Source organism: Kribbella sp. NBC_01484 (assembly GCF_036227145.1).
Classification (GTDB): Bacteria; Actinomycetota; Actinomycetes; order Propionibacteriales; family Kribbellaceae; genus Kribbella.
Map to the genome: position 1 here is coordinate 8749461 of NZ_CP109437.1, position 21740 is coordinate 8771200.

Annotated in this window: 22 protein-coding genes and 2 tRNA genes; 7 read left to right on the forward strand and 17 right to left on the reverse strand. The window is 68.6% G+C overall.

Translation table 11 applies throughout. From position 1 onward, the window contains the following. Window positions 1-15: 15 nt before the first annotated feature. Genes OG555_RS42185 through OG555_RS42195 form a run of 3 tightly spaced genes read right to left on the reverse strand, consistent with a single transcriptional unit; the run spans window position 16 to window position 2722 of the window. The gene (locus OG555_RS42185) at window positions 16-930 is read right to left on the reverse strand and encodes an aminoglycoside phosphotransferase family protein (RefSeq protein ID WP_329479717.1); all 915 of its coding nucleotides are present in this window, start codon (window positions 928-930) and stop codon (window positions 16-18) included. Continuing rightward, a complete protein-coding gene (locus tag OG555_RS42190) occupies window positions 927-1931 on the reverse strand; it encodes an NAD(P)H-dependent glycerol-3-phosphate dehydrogenase (RefSeq protein ID WP_329479719.1) in 1005 nt (334 codons plus the stop codon). The genes OG555_RS42185 and OG555_RS42190 overlap by 4 nt, the downstream gene beginning before the upstream one ends. Further along, entirely contained in the window at window positions 1928-2722 is a 795-nt protein-coding gene (locus tag OG555_RS42195; RefSeq protein WP_329479721.1) for a lysophospholipid acyltransferase family protein, read from the reverse strand. The genes OG555_RS42190 and OG555_RS42195 overlap by 4 nt, the downstream gene beginning before the upstream one ends. A 16-nt stretch (window positions 2723-2738) precedes the next feature. Between OG555_RS42195 and cofC the strand changes: the two genes are divergently transcribed. After that, window positions 2739-3410, forward strand: a complete 672-nt coding sequence (gene cofC, locus OG555_RS42200) for a 2-phospho-L-lactate guanylyltransferase (RefSeq protein WP_329479722.1) — start codon at window positions 2739-2741, stop codon at window positions 3408-3410. 14 nt (window positions 3411-3424) lie between these two features. Then, window positions 3425-3631, forward strand: a complete 207-nt coding sequence (locus OG555_RS42205; protein ID WP_329479723.1) for a hypothetical protein — start codon at window positions 3425-3427, stop codon at window positions 3629-3631. Between the two features lie 115 nt (window positions 3632-3746). Here the strand turns inward: OG555_RS42205 and OG555_RS42210 are convergent, their stop codons facing one another. The 4 genes from OG555_RS42210 to leuC form a co-directional block, all read right to left on the reverse strand. Then, the gene (locus tag OG555_RS42210) at window positions 3747-4331 is read right to left on the reverse strand and encodes an HU family DNA-binding protein (RefSeq protein WP_329479725.1); all 585 of its coding nucleotides are present in this window, start codon (window positions 4329-4331) and stop codon (window positions 3747-3749) included. 212 nt (window positions 4332-4543) lie between these two features. Further along, window positions 4544-5695 carry a magnesium/cobalt transporter CorA gene (gene corA, locus OG555_RS42215; RefSeq protein WP_329479728.1) on the reverse strand — a complete coding sequence of 384 codons (1152 nt, stop codon included), beginning with the start codon at window positions 5693-5695 and terminating at the stop codon, window positions 4544-4546. Between the two features lie 250 nt (window positions 5696-5945). Next, window positions 5946-6545 (reverse strand): 3-isopropylmalate dehydratase small subunit, encoded by a 600-nt coding sequence (leuD, locus tag OG555_RS42220; RefSeq protein ID WP_329479730.1) that lies wholly within the window; start codon window positions 6543-6545, stop codon window positions 5946-5948. A 14-nt stretch (window positions 6546-6559) separates the two neighbouring features. After that, window positions 6560-7990, reverse strand: coding sequence for a 3-isopropylmalate dehydratase large subunit (gene leuC, locus OG555_RS42225; protein WP_329479732.1), 1431 nt, complete (start codon window positions 7988-7990; stop codon window positions 6560-6562). A 140-nt stretch (window positions 7991-8130) separates the two neighbouring features. Between leuC and OG555_RS42230 the strand changes: the two genes are divergently transcribed. Then, window positions 8131-8850, forward strand: coding sequence for an IclR family transcriptional regulator (locus tag OG555_RS42230; protein ID WP_012922430.1), 720 nt, complete (start codon window positions 8131-8133; stop codon window positions 8848-8850). A gap of 63 nt (window positions 8851-8913) precedes the next feature. Here OG555_RS42230 and OG555_RS43070 read toward each other — a convergent pair whose 3' ends face one another. From OG555_RS43070 to OG555_RS42240, 3 genes are all read right to left on the reverse strand, one after another. Continuing rightward, window positions 8914-9147 (reverse strand): type II toxin-antitoxin system RelE family toxin, encoded by a 234-nt coding sequence (locus OG555_RS43070; RefSeq protein WP_442914550.1) that lies wholly within the window; start codon window positions 9145-9147, stop codon window positions 8914-8916. After that, window positions 9072-9413, reverse strand: coding sequence for a hypothetical protein (locus OG555_RS42235; protein WP_329479734.1), 342 nt, complete (start codon window positions 9411-9413; stop codon window positions 9072-9074). The genes OG555_RS43070 and OG555_RS42235 overlap by 76 nt, the downstream gene beginning before the upstream one ends. A gap of 67 nt (window positions 9414-9480) precedes the next feature. After that, window positions 9481-10005 carry a 2'-5' RNA ligase family protein gene (locus tag OG555_RS42240; protein WP_329479736.1) on the reverse strand — a complete coding sequence of 175 codons (525 nt, stop codon included), beginning with the start codon at window positions 10003-10005 and terminating at the stop codon, window positions 9481-9483. 105 nt (window positions 10006-10110) lie between these two features. Between OG555_RS42240 and OG555_RS42245 the strand changes: the two genes are divergently transcribed. Both OG555_RS42245 and OG555_RS42250 read left to right on the forward strand, forming a co-directional pair. Then, window positions 10111-10791, forward strand: coding sequence for a response regulator transcription factor (locus tag OG555_RS42245; protein ID WP_329479738.1), 681 nt, complete (start codon window positions 10111-10113; stop codon window positions 10789-10791). Between the two features lie 93 nt (window positions 10792-10884). Beyond that, on the forward strand, window positions 10885-11259 hold the full coding sequence (locus OG555_RS42250; protein WP_329479740.1) for a response regulator: 375 nt from the start codon (window positions 10885-10887) through the stop codon (window positions 11257-11259). Here OG555_RS42250 and OG555_RS42255 read toward each other — a convergent pair. Together OG555_RS42255 and OG555_RS42260 are read right to left on the reverse strand one after the other, a co-directional pair. After that, on the reverse strand, window positions 11219-13237 hold the full coding sequence (locus tag OG555_RS42255) for a hypothetical protein (protein WP_329479742.1): 2019 nt from the start codon (window positions 13235-13237) through the stop codon (window positions 11219-11221). The two genes, OG555_RS42250 and OG555_RS42255, sit on opposite strands and share 41 nt — an antisense overlap. A 1-nt stretch (window position 13238) precedes the next feature. Beyond that, the gene (locus tag OG555_RS42260; RefSeq protein WP_329479744.1) at window positions 13239-14546 is read right to left on the reverse strand and encodes a GAF domain-containing sensor histidine kinase; all 1308 of its coding nucleotides are present in this window, start codon (window positions 14544-14546) and stop codon (window positions 13239-13241) included. Between the two features lie 29 nt (window positions 14547-14575). Between OG555_RS42260 and OG555_RS42265 the strand changes: the two genes are divergently transcribed. Together OG555_RS42265 and OG555_RS42270 are read left to right on the forward strand one after the other, a co-directional pair. Next, window positions 14576-15532, forward strand: coding sequence for an ABC transporter ATP-binding protein (locus OG555_RS42265; RefSeq protein ID WP_442914473.1), 957 nt, complete (start codon window positions 14576-14578; stop codon window positions 15530-15532). A 3-nt stretch (window positions 15533-15535) separates the two neighbouring features. Then, window positions 15536-18079, forward strand: a complete 2544-nt coding sequence (locus OG555_RS42270) for an ABC transporter permease (RefSeq protein ID WP_329479748.1) — start codon at window positions 15536-15538, stop codon at window positions 18077-18079. Window positions 18080-18130: 51 nt separating this feature from the next. On the opposite strand, the gene OG555_RS42275 is transcribed toward OG555_RS42270, so the two are convergent. From OG555_RS42275 to OG555_RS42295, 5 genes are all read right to left on the reverse strand, one after another. Next, window positions 18131-18206: transfer RNA gene (locus OG555_RS42275), tRNA-Glu, on the reverse strand. A 78-nt stretch (window positions 18207-18284) separates the two neighbouring features. Then, window positions 18285-18356: transfer RNA gene (locus OG555_RS42280), tRNA-Gln, on the reverse strand. A 118-nt stretch (window positions 18357-18474) separates the two neighbouring features. Further along, window positions 18475-19392 carry a CPBP family intramembrane glutamic endopeptidase gene (locus OG555_RS42285; RefSeq protein ID WP_329479749.1) on the reverse strand — a complete coding sequence of 306 codons (918 nt, stop codon included), beginning with the start codon at window positions 19390-19392 and terminating at the stop codon, window positions 18475-18477. A gap of 8 nt (window positions 19393-19400) precedes the next feature. Then, on the reverse strand, window positions 19401-20918 hold the full coding sequence (gene gltX, locus OG555_RS42290) for a glutamate--tRNA ligase (protein ID WP_329479752.1): 1518 nt from the start codon (window positions 20916-20918) through the stop codon (window positions 19401-19403). Next, window positions 20911-21699: a fumarylacetoacetate hydrolase family protein gene (locus OG555_RS42295; RefSeq protein WP_328519350.1), complete on the reverse strand. Its 789-nt coding sequence runs from the start codon at window positions 21697-21699 to the stop codon at window positions 20911-20913. The genes gltX and OG555_RS42295 overlap by 8 nt, the downstream gene beginning before the upstream one ends. Window positions 21700-21740: the final 41 nt, after the last annotated feature.

Consider the following 21740-nt stretch of genomic DNA (forward strand, 5'->3'; position numbering starts at 1 on the left):
TTGGCGCCGTACCAGCTAGGTGAGCAACGCCGCCAACCGGTCCGCGTAACCAGTGAACAGATCGAGTTCTGGCCCGCTGCGAGCTCTGCGGAAGCCGTGCCGGCGTCCCCAGAACGCGGCCTGGACCGCGTGCAACTGGGCCCACCGCCGGACGCGTTCCCGATCGAGTTCGGCGGCCTCCGCGAAGATGTCCAAGGCCCGGTGGACGGCCTTGGGCAGATCTGCCACGCCGAGGTGTAGGAACGTCCACACCTTCAGCAGGGTCCCGCTGTCGTAGGCAGGGTCTCCGACGTACCCCTTGGGATCGACCGCCAGCCACGGTTCACGATCGGCGCGCAGAATGTTCCGTGGATGAAAGTCACCGTGGACGAGTAGGTCGGGCTGGACCCGCCCGAACTCACGAACGGTCGCCACCGCGGCATCGACCACAGCATCGGACAGCGCGTGCGTCAGCTCCTCCGCGTCCTTGCCGAGCTCCGCTTCCCACTGATCGGCCTGCTCGCTCAAACGCGGCAGTCCAGCCGGTGCGGGAATCGCCAACCGGCGGCTCAGCTCCCCGGCGATGGCCGGAATCTCGTCTCCGTCGTCGACCGCAGCCAGTGTCGACGAACGGGCCCGCTCGAGCAGCATCGCGAACCGGTCGTCGTCGCGCTCGTGCAACAGGACCGCGCCGCGTCCATCCCACGCGGCAAAGGCCTCCGGCTCGTGGACGTTGCCGGGATGCGGGAACGACACCTTCAGTACGGCGGATTGCGCCGCCCGCCGGACTGGGACGATCACGCCGACGCCGCCGTGCATGACGTCGCCGTCCGGCGCACAGCTCCAGCGTTCCAGCAGTTCGTCCACGATCCCGGGCAGCTCGGCGAGCCAGGCCGCGCCTGCTTCGCCTTCACGGTCGATCGTGGATTGTGCGAAGGCGGCCGGGATCATCCCCAGCGCTCCGACTTGGCGGAGCGGGACACCAGGCTGAACAGCATGTCCTTCGGGGTCATCTCACCGGCGACGACCTTCGTGACGTGTTCGGCGATCGGCATCTCGACGTCGTGGTGATGCGCCAGCTCGGAGATGGACGCGCAGGACTTCACGCCTTCGGCGACCTGACGGGTCGCACCGGCGATCTCGGCCACCGTCATGCCCTGCCCGAGCTTCTCGCCGAATGTCCGGTTCCGCGACAGCGGCGACGAACACGTCGCGACCAGATCACCCAAGCCGGCCAGCCCGGAGAACGTGTGCTCGTCCGCACCCAGCGCCGTACCGAGGCGAGCGATCTCCGCCAGCCCGCGGGTGATCACCGATGCCCGCGCGTTGTCGCCGAACCCGAGCCCGACCGCCATCCCGACCGCCAAGGCGATCACGTTCTTGCACGCGCCGCCGAGCTCGCAGCCGATCACGTCGACATTCGTGTACGGGCGGAACGTCGGTGAGTGGCACAGCTTCTGCATCCGGGTCGCGGTCCCCTCGTCGGCACACGCGACCACCGCCGCGGCCGGCTGTCCCTCGGCGATCTCACGCGCGAGGTTGGGACCCGACACCACCGCGATCCGCTCCGGCCCGGCGCCGGTCAGCTCGGCGATCACCTCGCTCATCCGCTTCGTCGTACCGACCTCGACGCCCTTCATCAGGCTGACCAGGGGTACGGCGTTCGGCAGGACGCCGGCCCAGTCCGTCAGGTTCTCCCGCAACGACTGGCTCGGGACCGCGAGTACGACGGCCTCCGCGCCATCGGCCGCCGCGGCCGGGTCGTGGGTCGCGGTGATCGCGTCCGGGAGACGAAGGCCGGGCAGGTAGTCGGCGTTCTCGTGCTGGGTGTTGATCGCCTCGCAGAGCGACTCACGCCGGCCCCAGACGGACACCTGGTTCCCCGCGTTCGCCAGCACGACGGCGAACGCCGTACCCCAGGATCCGGCCCCGAACACCGCGACCTTCGTCATGCCGTCTCCTTACCGTCGTCAGACTTGCGGGTTTTGCGCAGGTCGTAAAGCTCCTTGGGCGGGGTCGCGCCGCGCAGTTCGCCGAGCGTCTCGGCGACCGCCCGCATGATCACGTCGGTTGCCTCGTGCAACAGCTGGTTGGTGATCGGCTCGGCCTGGAACGCGCTCAGATCGACCGGCTGCCCGGCCCGGGCCCTGATCGTCTTGCGCGGCAGCAACCTGATCCGCAGCTTGCCGGTGTACGACTCGATGATCTCCTGCGCACCCCAGTTCGCGATCGGGATCACCGGGCAGCCCGTCATCAACGCGATCCGGGCCGCGCCCGTCTTGCCCGTCATCGGCCACATCGCCGGATCGCGGGTGATCGTGCCCTCCGGATAGACGCCGACACATTCGCCCTTCTCGACCGCGGCCACGGCGTCCCGGAACGCGTCGGCGGCCTGCGCGGACTCCCGGTGCACCGGGATCTGCCCGGCGCTGGTGATGATCCGGCCGAGGATCGGCAGCTTGAACACCGAGGCCTTGCCGAGCAGCCGCGGGATCCGGCGGCACTCCCAGATGAAGAACCCGAGCACCAGCGGGTCGAAATGCGAGATGTGGTTGGTCACGAACACCACGCCACCCGAGCGCGGCATGTTCTCCCGGCCGGTGAACTCATGCTTGGTGAACACCAGCATGAACGGCTTGACGATCGCCACCACCAGGCCGAACCAGAAGCCCCGGCGCGGCCGGGGATCGCTGCCTTGGCCGTCCACTGTTGCCTCCTGGTGCTCGTCACTGCCATCCGTCATGGGAGAATCCTGCCTGATGGCAGACCTACAGGTCGCTCCCTGGATCCTGGCGATCCCGGTGAAGCGTACGGCGATCGCGAAGAGCCGGCTCGCGTCCGCCTACCCTCAGCACCGGCCGGAGCTGGCCCGCGCCTTCGCTGTCGACACTACTGCGGCCGCCCTCGCCTCTCCCCTGGTGCGCGCGGTCCTGGTCGTCACCGACGATCCCGTGGTGGCCGCGGACGTCAGCGCGGTGGGTGCGCGGGTGGTGCCCGACCTCCCGGCCGCGGGCCTGAACGAAGCCTTGCTGCATGGTGCCACTGTCGCGGCTGCGGAGTTCCCGGGCAACGGAGTCGCCGCCCTCTCGGCGGATCTGCCCGCGTTGCGGCCCGCCGAGCTGACCGCCGTACTGGCCGCCTGTGTGGCGCCGCGGTCGTTCGTGATCGACCAGCCCGGCACCGGTACGACGTTGCTCGCCGCAGCTCCCGGGGTCGCGCTGGATCCGCGCTTCGGTGTCGGTTCCGCACTAGCCCACCAGGCCTCCGGCGCGATCCCCATCGAGCTGGCCGGGATCGAGTCGGTACGGCGAGATGTCGACACGGCGGCCGATCTGGCGCACGCCGTACAACTCGGTGTCGGTCCGGCCACCGCGGACGTGATGTCGCTGGTGCTGGGTGCGGCGACGGGCACCGAGGGCATCGCCTGCTGAAGTACGGTTGGGACATGCAAGCGACCGTGAGCCGGTACGACGGCGAAACCTTCTCCGGATCCGTGCTGACCGACACCGGGATCGAGCTCCCCTTCACCGTGCATGCCGTCGCCGACACCCCGGTCCGGCATCTGCGCGTGGGCCAGCGGGTCCGGCTGGTGACCACGGGATCCGGCGCCAGTCTGGCCGTCAGCAAGGTCGAGTTCGCCACCGAGCTCTAAAGGTTGCCGCAGGCATCCTGAGCTTTGCCCCACACGGCGAAGGCCGGTCGCCCCTGGAGTGGGGAGACCGGCCTTCGCTGTAGTGCGGTTACTGCGGTGCTGCAGTGCTTGAAGGTCAGCGAGTAGCTACGCGCTTCGCCGGAGCCTTCTTGGCGGGGGCCTTCTTGGCCGGCGCCTTCTTGGCAACGGTCTTGGCCGGAGCCTTCTTCACCGGCGCCTTCTTGGCAACGGTCTTGGCCGGGGCCTTCTTGGCAGCTGCCTTGACCGGGGCCTTCTTCGCAACCGTCTTGGTCGCCGTCGCCTTCTTGGCGGCGGCGGTCTTGGTCGCCGCGGCCTTGGCCGGAGCGGCCTTCTTCGCCGGGGCGGCCGCCTTGGTGGCGGTCGCGGCCGGCTTCGGCACGACCAGCTTCGGCAGCTTCTTCGCGCCGGAGACAACGGCCTTCAGCTCCGCACCCGCGCGGAACTTCGGAACCACGGTCTTCTTGGCACGCTTGGTCTCGCCGGTCCGCGGGTTGCGCACGATGCGCGCGCCACGCTCGATGGCCTCGAAGGCACCGAACCCGGTGATAGCGACCTTGCCACCCTTCTTGGTCAGCTCGCGCTCTACGGTGTCGATCACCGATTCCAGTGCGTGCTGGGCTTGGCGGCGGTTTCCGTCGAAGTGCACTGCGAGCGCTTCGACCAACTGGCTCTTGTTCACTGCTTCCCTCCGTGAACGTAGGCGTCGAGCACAGCGCTCGATCTCACGTGAACGTTATGGACTCAACACGCCGTTCACAAACACCAACGCGGCAATTCGGCCTTGTTTTGGGCGATTCGTGCCACAATTTGGCCCGATCCGGCCCTTCAGAGTCCCCGAATCCCTTCAGAGCAACGATCCGGTCCCATCCTTCACCGGCGCCGGAGCCCTGTCTAGAGCCAACTGAGGCGTTTGAAGATGAGGTACAGACCACCGCAGACCATGCCCATCAGGCCGATCGCGAACGGGTAGCCGTACTGCCAGTGCAGTTCGGGCATGCTGTCGAAGTTCATCCCGTAGACGGTGCCGATCAAGGTCGGCGCGAACAGGATGGCCGCCCAGGCGGAGATCTTCTTGACCTCTTCGTTCTGCGCGCTGCTGGCGATCGCGAGGCTCTTCATCTCCTCGTTCTGCTGCTGCGCCACCAGGGTCGAGTTCACGGTCAGGATGTCGCGGAGCAGTTCGCGGAAACCGCCGACCTTCTCCACCACCTCGGTCACGTGGTCGGCCACATCGCGCAGTGAACGTTGCAGTTCCTCGTCGACGCCGTACTTCTCGAAACCGCCGCGCAGCGACTCGAGCATGCCGACCAGCGGCCGGGTCGCGCGCTGGAACTCGATCACCTCACGGGACAGTTCGTAGATGCGCCGCGACACCTTGGGGTCACCGCGGAACACCTCGGTCTCGATCTCGTCGATGTCGTTCTCGAGACCGGCGACCACCGGTGCGTAACCGTCGACCACCTTGTCCATGATCGCGTAGAGCACGGCCTCGGTGCCCCGGCCGAGCAGCTCGGGATCGCGTTCGACCCGGCGCCGTACGGCGGCCAGGTTCGGCGCTTCGGCATGCCGGACCGTCACCACGAAGTCCGGGCCGACGAACACGTGGACCTCGCCGAACTCGACCTCCTCGGTCGCGTCCCGGTAGCGAGCGGCCTTCAGGACGACGAACAACGTGTCGCCGTACCGCTCCAGCTTCGGCCGCTGGTGGGCCTGGATGGCGTCCTCGATGGCCAGCTCGTGCAGGTCGAACTCCTGCGCCAGCGACGCGAGCTCACGGCTGTCCGGCCGGTACAGGCCGATCCAGGCCAGGCTCTGCGGGGCCTTGTGCAGGACGCGATAGGTCTCGGCCAGCGATCCCGGGGACGCGACCCGCCGGCCGCCACAGTAGATCGCACTGTCGACGACGCTGTGCCCCTTGGGCTTTGCGGCCTCGCGTGGCTTCTCGACCGGCTCGACAGCGGGAACGGCGTGCTTGCGGGCGGCGGTACGGAGCGACGGGGCGCGGCCGAAGGCGCGCAGTGTGCGCAGGCGCAGGTCGGACATAAGTCCTCCAGGTGCGGTGAAGCGAGTGAGTGATGGGACGCGTCTGCCCGACCCTCACGGCACTCAAGCCGCAACTACCAGAGGATTCAGCCTCTCAAGGTCGAGCGAGATCGGTATGTCTGGAGGGATCGCTGGTCACCAGCGCCTCACCTCCTTGATCTCGCAAGCCTTGTTCTGTCAACGACGCAAGGGTAACACCAGAGTTATCGCCGCCGGGGTGCTGCGCGTTACGGCGGCGATAACTCACGAGTCAAGCCTTCGCGGGAAGAGTGGCCGGCTTGAAGGCCGGCCGGGTCGCTTCGTAGGCGGCGATGTCGGCCTCGTGCGACAAGGTGATGCCGACGTCGTCGAGTCCGTTCAGCAGCCGGTAGCGGGTGTAGTCGTCGATCTCGAACGACGCCGAGACGTCACCAGCAGAGATCGTCTTGTGCTCCAGGTCGACGGTCACCTTGGTGCCCGGGTCGGCCTCGATGGTGGCCCACAGTCGCTCCACGACGTCCTGGGTAACCAGTGCCGCGAGCAGGCCGGCCTTGCCCGAGTTACCGCGGAAAATGTCGCCGAACCGCGACGACACGACCACGCGGAACCCGTAGTCGAGCAGGGCCCAGACCGCGTGCTCCCGGGACGATCCGGTGCCGAAGTCCGGCCCGGCCACGAGCACCGAGACACCGTCGTACTCAGGCTGGTTGAGGACGAAGGAAGGATCGTTGCGCCACGCGGCGAACAGTCCGTCCTCGAAACCGGTCCGGGTGACCCGCTTCAGATACACGGCCGGGATGATCTGGTCGGTGTCGACGTTGCTCCGGCGCAGCGGGGCCGCCGTACCGATGTGCTGGGTGAAGGCTTCCATGATTCTGCTGCTCCTCAGACGTTCTCGGGTACGGCGACGTCGACCGGCGGAAGGTCCGCCGGGGCGGCGAGGGTCCCGGTGACCGCGGTCGCGGCGGCGACCAGCGGCGAGACCAGGTGGGTCCGGCCGCCCTTGCCCTGACGGCCTTCGAAGTTCCGGTTCGAGGTGGAGGCGCTGCGCTCCCCCGGGGCCAGCTGGTCCGGGTTCATGCCCAGGCACATCGAGCACCCGGCGCCACGCCATTCGGCGCCGGCGTCCTTGAAGATCGTGTCCAGGCCCTCGGCCTCGGCCTGCAACCGGACCCGGCCCGAACCCGGGACCACGAGCATCCGGGTGCCCTCGGCAACCTTCCGGCCGGCCAGCACGCCCGCGGCGGCGCGCAGGTCCTCGATCCGGCCGTTGGTGCAGGAGCCCAGGAACACTGTGTCCACGTGGATCTCGCGCATCGGCGTACCGGCGGTGAGGCCCATGTACTCCAGCGCCCGCTCGGCGGCGACCTTGTCGTTCTCGTTGTCGAAGTCGTCCGGCGACGGGACGCTCTCCGACAGCGGGATGCCCTGGCCGGGGTTGGTGCCCCAGGTGACGAACGGCGCGATGTCCTCGGCGCGCAGGACGACCTCGCGGTCGAAGGTCGCGTCCGCGTCGGTGGCCAGGCTCTTCCAGTACTCGACGGCCGCTTCCCAATCCACGCCCTGCGGCGCATGCGGCTTGTCCTGCAGGTACGCGAACGTGGTCTCGTCCGGCGCGATCATGCCGGCCTTCGCGCCCCACTCGATCGACATGTTGCAGATCGTCATCCGGGCTTCCATGCTCAACGCGCGGATCGCCTCGCCGCGGTACTCGACGATGTAGCCCTGGCCGCCGCCGGTGCCGACCTGCGCGATCAGCGCCAGCACCAGGTCCTTCGCGGAGACGCCGTCCGGCAGTACGCCGTCGACGGTCACGGCCATCGTCTTCGGCCGGGCCTGCATCAGGGTCTGGGTGGCCAGCACGTGCTCGACCTCGCTGGTGCCGATGCCGAAGGCAATCGCCCCGAACGCGCCGTGGGTGGAGGTGTGGCTGTCGCCGCAGACCACGGTCATGCCGGGCTGGGTCAGGCCGAGCTGCGGGCCGATCACGTGCACGACGCCCTGGTCCGGGTCGCCGAGGGTGTGGATCCGGATGCCGAACTCCTCGGCGTTCTTCCGCAGGGTGTCGACCTGCGTGCGCGAGACCGGGTCCGCGATCGGCTTGTCCACGTCGTACGTCGGGACGTTGTGGTCCTCGGTGGCGATGGTCAGGTCGGGCCGGCGGACCGGGCGGCCGGCCAGCCGGAGGCCGTCGAACGCCTGCGGGCTGGTCACCTCGTGGACCAGGTGGAGGTCGATGTAGAGGAGGTCGGGTTCTCCGTCGGCATGGCGCACGACGTGCGCATCCCAGACCTTTTCCGACAACGTCCTACCCATCAGACTTCTCCTCCTTGGATACTTTTTCCCGCCCCACCGCCCCGGTCGAGCTATGTGGTGGCGTGCTATCGCTCACAGTGCTCTGCACCAGGGCGGATTAGCGACTTGCGTTCCACGATTCGAGACGGCAATATCGTCCCATGGACAACTCTAGCGGAGTCGGCGTTCTCGACAAAGCAGCCCTCGTTCTGTCCGCGCTCGAGTCCGGGCCGGCGACCCTGGCCGGTCTGGTGGCGGCCACGGGTCTGGCTCGGCCGACCGCGCACCGGCTGGCGGTGGCACTGGAGCACCACCGTCTGGTCGGCCGCGACATGCAGGGGCGGTTCGTGCTCGGCCCGCGACTCAGCGAGTTGGCCTCGGCCGCCGGTGAGGACCGGCTGCTCGCGACGGCCGGCCCGGTGCTGGCCCGGCTGCGCGACATCACCGGTGAGTCGGCACAGCTGTTCCGCCGCCAGGGTGAGTACCGGGTGTGCGTCGCCGCCGCCGAGCGTCCGTCCGGCCTGCGCGACACCGTCCCGGTCGGCAGCCAGCTGACCATGGCCGCTGGTTCGGCAGCGCAAATACTGCTCGCCTGGGAGGACCCGGAGCGGATGCACCGCGGCCTTCACAATGCGACCTTCAACGCCGCCGCACTCGCCGGCGTACGGCGTCGTGGCTGGGCGCACTCGGTCGGCGAACGGGAGCAGGGCGTCGCGTCCGTCTCGGCCCCGGTCCGCTCGCCTTCGGGCAAGGTGATCGCCGCGGTGTCCGTGTCGGGCCCGATCGAACGCCTCTCCCGCCAGCCCGGCCGCATGCACGCTCCCGCCGTGATGGCCGCCGCCGAGCGTCTTTCGGAAGCCCTCCGCCGCGCTTCCGAATAGTTCGACACAATGACGCAGGGCTCCCTGGCCGAACCAGAGAGCCCTGCCGGGACTCATCAACGCTTAACTGATCCCACCGAGACGACGTGGACAGCCACCTGCCTCCGAAATCTCATACAAGATCCGGTGATCACGAAACCGGAGTCTTCTGAGGTCGGTGCAACCCAGTGCGTTGCTGCTGGTAGGGCGCGGGTCTGCCGCCAGCCCCAGGATCGCGCCGATCAGAAGCTTCGCCGTGTCCGGATCGTCCGCTCGGAGCCGGTTGAGTGCTCTGATGGCCTCGCCGCTCCAGACGATGGTGTAGGTCCGGGCTCATCGATCTCCAAGAGCCTGATGGCCTCTTCGTGGGAGATCCACTCGCCTCGCGCCTTGATCGCCTCGGCTTCGGCAATGTCGGCCTGGTCCACCGCGGCTTGCATCTCCTGGTAGTCGGCCAATGAGATGATCACCGCGACCGTGGTGTCGTCATCGGTGAGGTCCACCCGTTCGTGCGCCCCAGCGGCCCGCGCCACCAGAGCTCCGAGTTCGGCCGGTCCCTCGGCCAAGGAGTAGCTTTCGCTCATGAGAAGACCGTAGCGAGCGCCACCCCCGAAAATCGGCGTCCACGTGAATCTGTGGATATGCGGCCAGCTAGGGAATGTTCGGGAGGGGCCAGAAGTGGCCGGTGCTGCTGTCGATCAGGGCAGCGTGGTCCGCGATCGCCTCAAGCGGAAGTACGTCGTACACGGTCGCCGCGAGGATCGGCAAAGCAGCGAGTGGGACACGAGGTGCAAGAGTGCAGTGTGGGACCCAGCGCCCTGGTTCGTAATGCCGGTGGAGGTCCGCGCCGGTTGCCGTGAGCGCTGAGACCATCCGCTCCTGCCACCCCAACACATCGGCGCCGACAGCCGGGACAAGCCAGGCTCGACCACGCCGGAACGTACCGAGGGCGTCGAAGTACAGGCTGATCGGGCCGCCGCGGGGCAGAGCTTCGACCGCCTTGCGCACCTTGTCGCCATCCCACTCCCGCAGCACCGCCAGCGACAGATGCGGCACGTGCCGGCCGTGCGTGTGCGACTTCAGCGTCGGTACGCCGAGATCCTCCAGCCGATCCCACAACGCCCGGAGGATCCGGTCTGTGCGACGGTTGAACAACAGACACACGGCAAGTGCCACATGACCCACAGTAGGCCGTGGTCAGACCCGGCCCCTCCGAGTCCGTCGCCGGCCTCAGAACCAGAACCGCGGTCATGCCCGGATCGCGGGCCTACAGTGAGTGCTGTGGCGTTGCGAGTTGTCTTTGCGGATGACAACTTCCTCGTGCGCGAAGGCATCTCCGCGCTGCTCGCCGAGACCGAGGACGTCGAGCTCGTCGACGTGGTCACCGATCCGGCCGCGCTGCTGGAGTCTGTAGCCCGGCACCGGCCGGACGCCGTCCTGACCGACATCCGGATGCCTCCGACCTTCACGACCGAGGGCATCGACGCGGCCAAGCGGATCCGCGCAGACCACCCGTCGATCGGGGTCGTCGTGCTGTCGCAGTACGTCGAGGAGGACTACGCGTTCGACCTGCTGTCCGACGGCGTCGCGGGCCTCGGGTACCTGCTGAAGGAACGGGTGTCGCAGCGCGACGAGCTGCTGCGAGCCCTGTACGACGTTGCGCGCGGCGGCTCCGTCCTCGATGCCCGGGTGGTCGAGGGTCTGCTGGCGCGTAAGGCGCGAGATGCGCGGTCGCCCTTGCCCGGACTGACCGATCGGGAGCGCGAGGTGCTCCAGGAACTCGCCGCCGGCCGCAGCAACGAGGCGACGGCCAAGGCCCTCTTCATGAGCACCCGGGCCGTCGAGAAACACATCAGCTCGCTGTTCCAGAAGCTCGGCCTGGCCGACGAGTCCGACGTCAATCGGCGCGTGATGGCCGTCCTGGCCTACCTCGAGGCGACCGGTGGACAGTCCGGCCGCTGACGTCTGCGGGGGTCAGCCGCACCAGTCCGGGCGGACAGCACCATGTTGCAGCCACGGCCTTGTCCCCCACGATGGCGGACAGGAGGTGAGCCAGTGGCCGACGTACGCGTCCTGATCGTGGACGACCAGGAGCCGTTTCGCCGGGCGATCGCTGCCGTCGTGTCGGAGACCGACGGTTTCGTCGTCGTCGCGTCCACGTCGTCCGGCGAGGAGGCGCTGCTCGCCGTCACGAGGCTGCGCCCGAGCCTCGTCCTGATGGACGTCAACCTGCCCGGCATCGACGGGATCGAGGCCACCCGGCAGATCACCAAGGACGCCGACGCGCCGGTCGTCGTACTGCTCTCGACCTATGACCGGGAGGAGTTCGACATCTCCGGCTGTGGGGCCACGTCGTACCTGGCCAAGGCCGCGTTCGGTCCGGACCTGCTCACGGCCGCGTGGGCTCGTCGGGATCGACCGGAATGCTGACGGACAGCTGATCCTCCCGATCGAGCGACAGCCGTCCGCCCGCTGCCTCGACCCGGTCGACGATCGCCTGTACGTCGATCTGGCCACGGGCGAGGCCATCGATCTGCACGACCAGCTCCGACTCCACGATCCGGAGGTCGATGCGGGTTGCGCCGGACCCGGCGCGCACGGCCTCGACACAGCAGAAGTAGACCGCCGCCTCAACCCTGGCCGCGAACCGCCGGTCAGCCGCCGGTTCGACGTGCAGAGTGACCGTCGAGCCGCTCCGCGCCAGGTGTGAGCTGAGGGCGCGGGCCAGGCCTGCGCGGGCCAACTGGGTGGGGAACAACCCTCGGGTCAATGCCCGCAACGAGTCGAGTGCCGCGTTCGTCTCGTCCACAAGGTGCTCGAGCTCGTCGGTCGCCGCGCTCCCCGACTTGGCGACGCTGAGGCCGCTCAACCGCCCGGGCATCGGCTGGAGATGGGACAGCACGTCCCGGGAGATCGCTGACTCCAGCCGGCAGCGAGCGGCGTCGTCGGCCGCGATGATCCGTCGTCGGGACTCAGCCAGCGCAGCGGTGGTGCGATCGAGGGCAGCCACGTGCCCCGCCAGCTCGGACTCCATCGCGGCGTTGCGGAAGGCGAGCGCGGTCTGGTCGGCCAGATCCTGCAGGAGTTGCTCGTCCGCAGCCCGGAGCCCGTGCCCCTTCGGCATCGTGACGCCGATGCTGCCGAGGGTGTCGCCACCCTGCCGGACGGGCACCTGGTACTCCGGCGATCCGTCGGACGGGCCGGGCCAGGCGACGGAAAGCCCCACCAGGCCGGGAACTCTGAGGTCTGCGGTGGAGGACTGCGCGGAGACCGCGCGCCCGGCCGCTTCCGCGACAGCGGGCAGCAGCGCGCTTGGTGATGGTGGCTCGGCGAGCCGGCGGCTGAACTCGGAGAGCGCCTCATAAGGCTGCGCCCTGGCTCCGTAAGCGAGCCGGTTCGCGAGCCGGACGGTCCGTTGGCGGAGTGGCTGGAAGGCGAGCGCGACCAGTGCGGTGGCGAGCAGCGACAGCCAGAATCCACTGGTCCGGGTATGGAGCACGGCCGCCACCGCAAGGACCAGGCCCGTGTATCCGATCCCGGCGAAGATGGTGCCCAGGGCGAGGACGACGGCCCGGTTGATGATCAGGTCCAGGTCGAACAGCCGGTAGCGCAGGACCGCGACGGCGAACAGCAGCGGGAGGCAGAAATACGAGAAGAACAGTGGGAGGCTGGAGATCCAGGTCTGCTGACCGCCGTTGAAGATCTGGACGACGATCAGGAAGACGAAGCTCAGGGCAACGAACGCCACCGACAGCGCCATCAACCGCACCTGTTGCCGCTGCACTCCCTGGCTGCGATGCATCCGGAGGACCATGGACACCATCGCGGCGACCAGGCCGATGGCGATGAAGGGAAGTCCGACCAGGGACAACAGGCTGGCCAGCGGCCCGACCACGTCCTGGTGGTCGATGTCGAACGCGGCCGGCGACAGGGTGAGCAGGCTTCCGACGTAACCGGCGTACCCGGCCAACGCCACGACGACCGCCGCGCGCCAGCGGCGGGACAGGAGCCGGCCGTCCGGCGCGACCAGGAAGAGGATGGACAGCGCGGCCAGTGAAAGCTGTCCACCCAACAGGGCGGAGATCCAGCCTGAGATTCCACCGAGACTCCGCGGCCCCGGCCCGCCAGCCTTGATGACCCACACGCTGTAAGCCTCAGTCAGCAACGAGATCGACGACAAGAAGCCGATCAGGCAGAGCAGCCAGCCGATGGGGTGTCGCGCCCACCGGGCCACGATCAGCGCGCCCATCGCGGCGCATCCGATGACCGCGCCGGTGACGAACGGGAACCCGTGCACGGCGACGGCTTCCTCGGACAGCAGCGGCCGGTACGCCGAAGTGACCCAGACGTCCGCGCCGGCGATGAGTACGGTCAACGCCGTCAGGACCCAGGCCACCCGCGCGTGCATCTCAGTCCCCCGGCCGGCGCGCGCCCGGCAGCCTGGCAGCGACCAGCGTGCCGCGCGAGGGTGTGGTCTCGATGGTCAGCGTTCCACCGGCCGACTCGACCCGGTCACGCATGTTGGCCAGCCCCGCACCGGCCCGCGCCGCCGCGAGATCGAACCCGGCGCCATCGTCGTGGACCGTCACCTCCAGGACCGCGGGACCGCCGCGCAGATCCACGCGGATCGCCTTGGCCGACGAGTGTTTGGCCGAGTTCTGCAGCGCCTCCAGCGCGCAGAAGTACGCCGCGGCCTCGACGCCGGCCGGGTACCGGCCGAGGTCACCGGCAACCAGTTCGGCCGGCAGTGGGCTACGGGAGATCGCCGTCCGGAGCGCGGCCGCAAGACCTTCGTCGACAAGCAGGCTCGGGTAGATGCCGCGCGAGAGGCTGGTGATCGTCTCGATCGTCACGGTGGCCGCCTTGCACTGCTCCGCGAGCAGTCGATCAGCCCGCTGCGGCGACCGTCCGGCCAAGGTGTGGGCAAGCCTCAGGTTCACCGCGAGCGCGACCAGATGCTGTTGAGCACCGTCGTGGATATCGCGCTCGAGCCGCTTCCGCTCGGCGTCCTGAGCGTCGACGAGACGTTGCCTCGACCTTCGCAGTTCCTCCGCGAGCCTGGACAACTCCGCGAGCCGATGCATGAGCTCGGCCCGCAATCGAGCGCCGCGCAGTACCAGCCCGGCCTGGTCGGCAAGCCCGGCGAAGAGCCGCTCCTCGACCGGAGTGAGCGGTACGTTCTCGTGTTCTTGCACCACCAGAACGCCCAGCAGTTCGCCCGCCTGGCGCACCGGCAACTCCCGTCGGCCGGGCAGGTCGCCTGCCGCCGCTTCGACCGCCGGCGATCCGTCTGCGGGTGGCCAGGTTGCGGCGAGCCGCAACCGGCCGTCCACCATCAGCCAGACCTGCGTTGCCTTCGCCCCCGTGCCGGCGGCCAGCACTTCGGCCATCCTGGCCGGCAGGTCTTCCTCGGCCGGGCCGCCGATCACTGCCGGCGAGAACTTGCTCAACACCTCGTACGGCGACTGCGACCCACCGTGCACCAACCGCGACATGACGACCTCGAGCCGTGACTGCACCCAGCCGAAGGACAGTGCCACCACCGCGGTCGCCAACACCGACAGTCCTCCGTGCGGCGACGAGGTGTGGCCGATGAGCGCTCCGCCGCCCAGAACGATGAGGACGTACACCAGCACCACGAACACCACGAGCCCACCCAATACCAGCAGACCAGCGAGTTGTTCACGGCCAGTACGCCGTCGCCCCCACAACTTCACCTCTGCAGTCTGCGCCCACCGTCGCCGGGATGGGAGTGCCCGAACCCCCGGGGTGGGGTCAGCCGCACGATCGTCCGCCGATTGCCCGCGGGCAGCGCCCGGGTGCCGTGCGCCCAGCCCGATGGGATCGGCAGGCCGGAACGCCTTTGCTGGAAGCACGCCGCTCGACCGGGGGGTCGAACCAGGCACCACGAATCCAGGCACAGGGGAGAAACACACACATGTCTGCCACCATCCGTACCACCGGCACCACCACTGTCGCGACGGCCGCAGCCCGGGCCGAGGGCGTCAGCAAGTTCTACGGCACCGGCGACGCGACCATCGCCGCGCTGAAAGACGTCAACGTCAGCCTCGAGGCCGGCCATTTCACCGCGATCATGGGACCGTCGGGCTCTGGCAAGTCGACCTTGCTGCACATGCTCGCCGGCCTCGACCGGCCCTCGTCGGGCGAGGTGTTCCTCGGGGACACCCGGATCACCTCGCTCAACGACAAGGCGCTCACGCTACTGCGCCGGGACCAGATCGGCTTCATCTTCCAGTCGTTCAACCTGCTGCCGACGATGACCGCGGCGGAGAACATCGTTCTTCCGATCCGCATCGCCGGCCGCAAACCGGACGAGATCTGGGTCGCGTCGATCGTCGACAAGCTGGGCCTCGAGAACCGGTTGACCCATCGCCCGACCGAGCTGTCCGGTGGGCAGCAGCAACGGGTGGCAGCGGCCCGCGCGCTCGCCTCGCGTCCGCAGATCGTCTTCGCGGACGAGCCCACCGGTGCACTCGACTCCGCGGCCGGAACCGAGTTGCTCGGCTTCCTGCGCAAGGCAGTCAAGGAACTCGGCCAGACCGTCGTCATGGTCACCCACGATCCGACCGCCGCCAGCTATGCCGACCGGGTCCTGTTCCTGGCCGACGGTCACGTCGTCGACGAGATGTTCGAGCCGACGGCCGACGCCGTACTCGACTTCATGAAGCATCTAGGAGCCTGAACCATGTTCACCGCAACGCTGCGCGGCATGCTCGCGCACAAGGTGCGCCTCGTCCTGACCGTGGCCTCGATCGCGCTCGGGGTCGCCTTCCTGGCCGGCACCCTCGTCCTGACCGACACCATGCACCTGGCGTTCAACCAGCTGTTCGGCAAGGTCTCCGGCGGCACCGACGCGGTCGTTCGCGCCGAGGCCGCCTACAGCCAGTCCGAAGGCATCGGCACCAGCCGCGGTCCCATCCCCGCCGCTGTCCTCACCCAGGTCAGCAAGGCCGACGGGGTTCGCACCGCCGAGGGCTCGGTCAGCGGCTACGCGCTGCTGACCGACAACGGGGGCCGGGCCGTGCTGACCAGCGGTGGAGCTCCCACCATGGGCTACAGCATGCCGGCCGATCCCGCCCTGCGCGGTGACGTCAAGATCCTGACCGGCGCAGCACCTTCGGGTGCGCATCAGGTCGCGATCGACGCCACCAGCGCCGAAGAGCACCACATCGCGCTCGGCTCCACGATCAAGGTGCTGTTCAACGGTCCGGCCGAGAACTTCACCGTCGTCGGCACCGTCGGATTCGGCGGCGAGAAGAACCTCGGCGGTACGACGGGGGCCTACTTCGACTCCGCAACCGCGCAGCGGGTGCTGGGAGCGCCCGGCCTCTTCGACTCGATCAACGTCAGCGCCGAACCCGGCGTGGCACCCGCCGACCTGGTGCAACGGATCACCAAGGTGCTGCCCGACGGCGCCGAGGCAGTGACCGGTGCGACCGTGGTGAAGGAGTCCACGGACGCGGTGAACAAGGACCTGAAGGTCGTCACCGTGCTGTTCATGATCTTCGCCGGCATCGCCCTGTTCGTGGGCTCGTTCATCATCTGGAACACGTTCACCATGACGATCACCCAGCGGTCCCGCGAGATCGCCCTGCTGCGGGCCATCGGCGCCACCCGGCGCCAGGTGAACCGGAGCCTGGTGCTCGAGGCGCTGCTGCTCGGCATCCTCGCGTCGGCCGTCGGTATCGGTCTCGGCCTGCTTGTCGCCAAGGGCCTCAACCTGCTGATGGACCTGGTCGGCTTCACCCTGCCCAGTACGTCGATGCAGGTGGAACCGCGCACCATCGTGGTGTCCCTGCTGGTCGGCACCGTGGTCACAGTCGTGGCGGCCCTCGTCCCGGCCTACCGGGCGACGAAGGTGCTGCCGGTCGAGGCGCTGCGTGAAGCGGTGCCAGGCTCCGGCAACCCGACGAAGCAGCGCATCATCAGCGGCGCCGTCGTGACTGTGGTCGGCCTGACCGGACTGTTCCTGACCTTGTACAGCGATCTGAGCATGAAGCTGTTCGGCCCCAGTCTGCTGGCGATCATCGTCGGTGTCCTCATGCTGCTGCCGGCTGCCGCCCGTCCGCTCGCGGCGCTGATCGGCGTCCCGCTGCGGCTGCGTGGCCTGCCCGGCGAGCTGGCCCGGCAGAACGCGATGCGCAACCCACGCCGTACGTCGTCCACGGCCGCCGCCCTGATGGTCGGCCTGACCCTGGTCGTCAGCATGGGCGTGTTCGCCTCGTCGCTGAAGGCATCGTTCACCGACATCATCGGAGACTCGACCAACGCCGCCCTGTTCATCACTCCGTCGAGCAAGCAGGGCCCGGGCTACAGCCCCGAGGCGATCAAGGTGGTCCAGGGCGTGGCCGGGGTCGACAAGGTCTCCGCCAGCGGCTGGGGGCAGGCCCGGTTCGACGGCGCGGATTCGAGCTACTCCTCGGTCGATCCCGCGACCGCGACCGCCGGGCTGAACCTGCGGTTGTCGGCCGGCTCGGTGTCGAACCTCGGCACCAGCGGGATCATCGTGGCGCAGTCCGCCGCGACCACGCACGGGTGGAAGGTCGGCGACACCATCGGGACCGAGTTCGCCGCGACCGGCAAGCACACCATGAAGGTCGTCGGTATCTACGACAGCAAGGGCTGGATCAGCGACGACTTCGTCATCAGCATCGCCGCTCAGACCGCCGCTGCCGGTCCGCAGCTGATCACGTCCGGACTGGTCACGCTCGCACCCGGCGCCGACCGGTCGACGGTCCAGCAGGCCATCACCGCGGCGCTGGCCGCCCACCCCGACGCGAAGGTCCTCGATCGCAAGGGATTCGAGAAGGAGGCCAGCGGTTTCATCGACTCGCTGCTCTCGTTCGTCACCGTGATGTTGATGCTGGCGGTCCTGATCGCCCTGCTGGGCATCGTCAACACCCTGGTGTTGTCGGTCTTCGAGCGGACCCGTGAGCTGGGCCTGCTCCGGGCGGTCGGCATGACGCGTGCCCAGGTCCGGGCGATGGTGCGCTGGGAGTCCGTGGTGATCTCCCTGATCGGTGCGCTGGCTGGGGCCGCCCTCGGCATCGGCTTGGGGCTCGCACTGTCGCAGGCACTCGCCGACGAGGGCATCAAGGCGATCTCGATCCCCGGTCTGCAGGTGGCGCTCTATGTCGTGCTGGCCGCGGTGGCAGGGGTCCTGGCGGCCCTCGGACCGGCCAGGTCGGCCGCCAAGGTCGATGTCCTGAAGGCGGTGGTGGCGGACTGAGCGCACACAGACGAAGGCCCCGGACCATGAGGTCCGGGGCCTTCGTTTCTCTGGTAGCCCCGACGGGATTCGAACCCGCGCTACCGCCTTGAGAGGGCGGCGTGCTAGGCCGCTACACAACGGGGCCAGAGGGTTGTCGTCCGGCCCTTCCGGGCCGGGCAACGAGGTTGAACTCTACCGATTTCCATCGGTGCGGTCCAATCCGCTGGGGTACTAGGACTCGAACCTAGACTAACTGAACCAGAATCAGACGGGCTGCCAATTACCCCATACCCCAAAGGCATTTCACTGCCGTTGTGAGACCGTCTCCGCCCTCACAACCTGGCTCGAAGAGAGTACCCGAGCAAGAGCCCGGACACCAAAACGAGCCCCCCTCCGGCGGGTTGTCACTCCCGTCACACCAGCCTCTTGCGGTCGGTCGGCGCCACGGTCAGCGGCAGCTCGCACACGGTCGCCAGCTTCATCCGCCGGGCCACCCACAACGCGACCGCGCCGAACGCCACGAACTTCGCCACATCAAGCATCACCAGCGCCCATGGCGCGTCCTGCACGCCCAGGCTCGCACCCACGCTGTTCGTCAGAGCCGCGAACACGAACGTCACTACGTTGTTCGCCGCGTGGGCCGCGATCGACGCCTCGAGCCCACCCGTGCGTACGACGAGCAGCGCCGCGACCAGTCCGAATGCGAACCGGTCCAGGAACAGCGCCGGACTCTGCCACGGCCAGACCCCGTGCGCTATCGTGAACACCAGGGTCGTGACGAGGATCGCCACCATCGAACTCCGCACCAGCGCCCCGACCGCCTGCAGCAGGTAACCGCGGAAGAAGTACTCCTCCCCCGCCGCCTGGAACGTCGAGGTCAGCAGTGTGACCGCGATCACCGCGACCGCATCCGGCGCCGCGCCACCGCCATGCCGTTCACCGCCGGCGAGCTCGATGCCACCGAACTGGATGACCGCGAGCATCACCAGCTCGAGCGCCACGGCGACCGCCGCGAACCACGCCAGCGCCCGCCAGCGCAGCCGCCCGACCACCGAGGACAACAGCCCCGGGGTCTGCCGGTTCAGCTTCCGCGCGACCAGCATGCTCAGCGGGATCAGGACGATCAGCGACAGGTTCGTCGCCAGCAGCCCGAACCACGAGACCGTGCCGTCGGGATCCTTCCGGATGCTCTGCTGGAAGCCCAGGATGATCAGGCTGGCGATCATCCAGGCGACCAGGATCGTGAAGGCCCCGATCACCACGAATCCGCGCGGGGCGTCCGGGTTCCGCAGCAGCCGTTGGTACGGCGGCCCTGCGTCGGCCCGCTCCATGGCCGCCATCACGCCGTACGGCGGGCCCGCTCGAGCCGGTGCAGCGACTTCTCCCGGCCCAGCAGTTCCAGCGACTCGAACAATGGCGGCGAGATCCGGCGCCCGGAGATCGCCACCCGGACCGGCCCGAACGCGTTCTTCGGCTTCAGCCCGAGCCCGTCGATGAGCGATGCCCGCAGGGCCGCCTCGATCGCCTCGGTCGTCCACTCGACATCGGCCAGCGCCTTCGCCGACGCCTCCAGTACGGCGCCCGCGTCGCCGGTCAGCACCTTGGCCGCGGCGTCGGGGTCGACCGTGAACGCGTCTTCGTCGACGAACAGGAACCCGAGCATGTCGACCGACTCGGACAGCGTGTTCATCCGCTCCTGCACCAGCGGTACGGCGGCCCGCAGGACGGCGAGCTGCTCGTCCGACGGCTCGGCCGGGAGCAGGCCGGCCGCGGCCAGGAACGGGATCATCCGGGACCCGAACTCGTCCGCCGGCAGCATCCGCATGTGGGCGGCGTTGATCGCCTCGCACTTCTTCGGATCGAACCGGGCCGCGTTCGAGTTCACCTTGCGGATGTCGAACGCCTTGATCATCTCGTCCATGGTGAAGACGTCACGGTCGTCGGCGATCGACCAGCCCAGCAGGGCCAGGTAGTTGAGCAGGCCCTCGGGCAGGAAGCCACGCTCCATGTACTCGCCGAGGCCGGAGCCCTTGTCGCGCTTCGACAGCCGCTTGTTGCCTTCGCCCATCACGAACGGCAGGTGCCCGAACCGGGGGGTCCGGCCGCTGCCGATGCCGACGTCGGCGAGCGCCTCGTACAGCGCGATCTGCCGGGGCGTCGACGGCAGCAGGTCCTCGCCGCGGAGCACGTGGGTGATCCCCATCAGCGCGTCGTCGACCGGGTTCACCAGCGGATAGAGCGGGTAACCGTTCGCCCGGACCAGGACGTAGTCGCCCAGGTTCTCCGGCAGGAAGGTGATCTCGCCGCGGACCAGGTCGTCGAACACGATCGGCCGGTCGGGCATCCGCAGCCGGACCACGGGCCGGCGGCCCTCGTCGACGTACGCCTTGACCTGCTCTTCGGTCAGCGTGCGGCAGTGGCCGTCGTACCCGCTGTGCTCGCCGGCGGTGCGGGCGGCCTCGCGACGCTGGTCGAGCTCCTCCTGCGAGCAGTAGCAGTGGTACGCCTTGTCGGCCGCGAGGAGTTTCGCGACGACGTCGGCGTACACGTCCATCCGCTCGGACTGCAGGTACGGGCCGAAGTCACCGCCGACCTCGGGGCCTTCGTCCCAGGTCAGGCCGAGCCACCGCAGCGAGTCGTAGGTGTACTGGTAGCCCTCTTCGGTGTTGCGCGCGGTGTCGGTGTCCTCGATCCGGAGCACCAGCTTGCCGCCGTAGTGCCGGGCGAAGGCCCAGTTGAACAGCGCGCTACGGATGTTGCCGACCGTCAGCAGGCCGGTCGGGGACGGTGGGAACCGTACCCGGACCTGGTTCGGTTCGAGGCCGCCGAGGACGTCGTCGTCTGGCCGCTCAGTCACGCACGATCACCTTGTTCGTCAGAGTTCCGATTCCTTCGATGCTGACCGCGACCTCGTCGCCGGGCAGCATCGGGCCGACCCCCGCCGGGGTGCCGGTGAGGACCACGTCGCCGGGCAGCAGCGTGGTGAAGGAGGTGATGTAGGCCAGCACCTCCGGGATGTCGAAGATGAACTGCGAGGTCCGCCCGTCCTGCTTCGGCTCGCCGTTCAGCTCTGTCGTGACGCGTACGTCGGACACGTCGAGCTCGGTGGTGATCCACGGGCCGAGCGGGCAGAACGTGTCGAACCCCTTGGCTCGGGCCCACTGCCCGTCGGTCTTCTGCAGATCCCGCGCGGTGACGTCGTTGGCCACCGTGTAGCCGAAGATCACCTCGTTGACCCGCTCCTTGGGCAGGTCGCGGCAGATCCGGCCGATCACGATCGCCAGCTCGCCCTCGAAGTGCAGGTTGTTGGTCTGCTCCGGATAGACGATGCCGTCCCGCGGGCCGATCACCGAGGTGTTGGGCTTCAGGAAGATCATCGGCTCCTTGGGCACCTCGTTGCCGAGCTCCTCGGCGTGCGCGGCGTAGTTGCGGCCGACGCAGACCACCTTGCTGCGCGGGATCACCGGAGCGAGCAGCCGGACATCGGCCAGTTGCAGCTTCTCCCCGGTGAACTGGACCGGCCGGTAGAGCGGGTCCGAGTCGAGTACGGCGACGGTGCCGACGAGGCCTTCAGGGTCGTCGGTCTCGACGACGCCGTACTTCGGTTCGTCGTCGACGGAGAATCTGGCGATACGCACGGCCCGAGCCTACCGTCGCAGTGGAATGAGACAGTTATGCG

Coding starts and splice junctions, on each gene's coding strand:
- OG555_RS42205 (WP_329479723.1), top strand. CDS start 3,425: ATGCAAGCGACCGTGAGCCGGTACGACGGCGAAACCTTCTCCGGATCC.
- OG555_RS42195 (WP_329479721.1), bottom strand. CDS start 2,722: ATGACGGATGGCAGTGACGAGCACCAGGAGGCAACAGTGGACGGCCAA.
- corA (WP_329479728.1), bottom strand. CDS start 5,695: ATGTCCGACCTGCGCCTGCGCACACTGCGCGCCTTCGGCCGCGCCCCG.
- cofC (WP_329479722.1), top strand. CDS start 2,739: ATGGCAGACCTACAGGTCGCTCCCTGGATCCTGGCGATCCCGGTGAAG.
- OG555_RS42285 (WP_329479749.1), bottom strand. CDS start 19,392: ATGGAGCGGGCCGACGCAGGGCCGCCGTACCAACGGCTGCTGCGGAAC.
- OG555_RS42270 (WP_329479748.1), top strand. CDS start 15,536: ATGTTCACCGCAACGCTGCGCGGCATGCTCGCGCACAAGGTGCGCCTC.
- leuD (WP_329479730.1), bottom strand. CDS start 6,545: ATGGAAGCCTTCACCCAGCACATCGGTACGGCGGCCCCGCTGCGCCGG.
- OG555_RS42230 (WP_012922430.1), top strand. CDS start 8,131: ATGGACAACTCTAGCGGAGTCGGCGTTCTCGACAAAGCAGCCCTCGTT.
- OG555_RS42185 (WP_329479717.1), bottom strand. CDS start 930: ATGATCCCGGCCGCCTTCGCACAATCCACGATCGACCGTGAAGGCGAA.
- OG555_RS42265 (WP_442914473.1), top strand. CDS start 14,576: ATGGGAGTGCCCGAACCCCCGGGGTGGGGTCAGCCGCACGATCGTCCG.
- OG555_RS42235 (WP_329479734.1), bottom strand. CDS start 9,413: ATGAGCGAAAGCTACTCCTTGGCCGAGGGACCGGCCGAACTCGGAGCT.
- OG555_RS42255 (WP_329479742.1), bottom strand. CDS start 13,237: ATGCACGCGCGGGTGGCCTGGGTCCTGACGGCGTTGACCGTACTCATC.
- leuC (WP_329479732.1), bottom strand. CDS start 7,990: ATGGGTAGGACGTTGTCGGAAAAGGTCTGGGATGCGCACGTCGTGCGC.
- OG555_RS42190 (WP_329479719.1), bottom strand. CDS start 1,931: ATGACGAAGGTCGCGGTGTTCGGGGCCGGATCCTGGGGTACGGCGTTC.